Genomic DNA, 1,360 nt, shown 5'->3' on the forward strand with positions numbered 1-1,360 from the left:
TGCAACTGCATGAAGAAAGCATGTAGATTGTACACAGGAACCACTCACTTTTCCAGAAAAACAAACAAACAAATTAATTACTTTGACTAGGGGTAATTTGAGTTTGAGTTTGTTCGAGTTCCTCTCGTACTACCGTCGCAATAACACAGGCTTTAAAGCAACCTTGTGTTCGTTCCTCCTATCCTTGAAAGACAATACCTTTTAACCTTGTTGTTGTTTGCCTGCCCTCTCGCGCCCGACATTCAGACTTCCGAGCATCTACCCTTTCTTTCCAAGTGCCGCTGCCTCTCAAACCATGATGACCGAACAAAGCGACGCTTTCTTCGACGACGCGGAGAGTGTGGGGAGCAACCACACTGAGCGCAGCCACGACAGCCGGTCCAGCCGTGCCTCGAGTCAGGGACGCCCTCCGATGTTCACCCAGTACCTGGGGCCGACGGTCATGTGCGGCGCAGCTTTCTCCCCAAAAGGGAGCAACGGTCGGGTCTTCATCTGCTGTGAAGCGGCTGGAGTATGCAGCCGCCCCAAGCATCGCAAGAGCGAACGCGGTGGAACTGTCGGATTTTACTACATCTTGCAGAAATCCACTCAGGGAAGACGCGACTTGGCCGAAGACACCGAGCTGAGCCCTGCAGATTATCTCACCATGATCCGAGGGGAAGAAGCCGAAGACGCCGCTGACCTTGAGGACTATGCCACGGCCGCGGCAGGAACTCCGGTCCCTACCGAGGCGCGAGCCCAGTCCAGCTGGTCCAAGACACTGGGCCTGCAGGGAGTCACCGGTATGATCTACGGCGACACGAGGGAAGAGGCTCCCAGACAGTCCTCTTCGGCCAACAAGAAACCCGCCGCGACCCGCAGTACGCGCTCCGCCAACGTCCAGTTCACGTCCCCCGTCTCCATGCCGTCCAAGGCCAAGGCGGTGGCCTCTCTCCCCAGTGCCGCAGACCAGAAAATCATGGAGCTCGAGCGACTGGTGGCCAGTCTAAAAGGGGAACTAGGTCAGACCCCCAGCGGACAAGCAAGAACCACCAGCAAGCCGAAGGGAGGCACCCCCCGCGGTAACCAACAGACAACTGGAGGCAAGCCTTACGCGGGCCAGTCCAAGTCCTCCCAGTCTCGAAGCAAACAGAAGCCGCCCCCCGTCCGGGAAGACTCGGATTCAGAAGAGTCGGTGGCTCCCAAACCCCGAGGCAAGCCCAAGGCGAAGCCGAGTCGACACGAGTCTGAGTCAGAGGACTCCGCGGCCGTCCAGTTCTGGTACGGAGTGGCCAGGGGAAAGTACAGCAAGTCAGGTGTCTTCGGGACCAGGGCTGAGGCCCGGTCCTTGGTGATAGCCGGCTCAAAATACATTCGAGCA

1 protein-coding gene is annotated in these 1,360 nt (G+C 57.8%); it reads right to left on the bottom strand.

The annotated features are described in order from the left end of the window. Positions 1-789 precede the first annotated feature (789 nt). Entirely contained in the window at positions 790-960 is a 171-nt protein-coding gene (locus tag ACRCYW_RS05585) for a hypothetical protein (protein ID WP_438549160.1), read from the bottom strand. Between the last annotated feature and the right edge of the window lie 400 nt (positions 961-1,360).

It is taken from the genome of Aeromonas sp. (assembly GCF_051657805.1).
GTDB lineage: Bacteria > Pseudomonadota > Gammaproteobacteria > Enterobacterales > Aeromonadaceae > Aeromonas.

Excerpts from the sequence above, each read along its gene's own strand:
- ACRCYW_RS05585 (WP_438549160.1), bottom strand. The coding sequence starts at position 960 with ATGATTTTCTGGTCTGCGGCACTGGGGAGAGAGGCCACCGCCTTGGCC.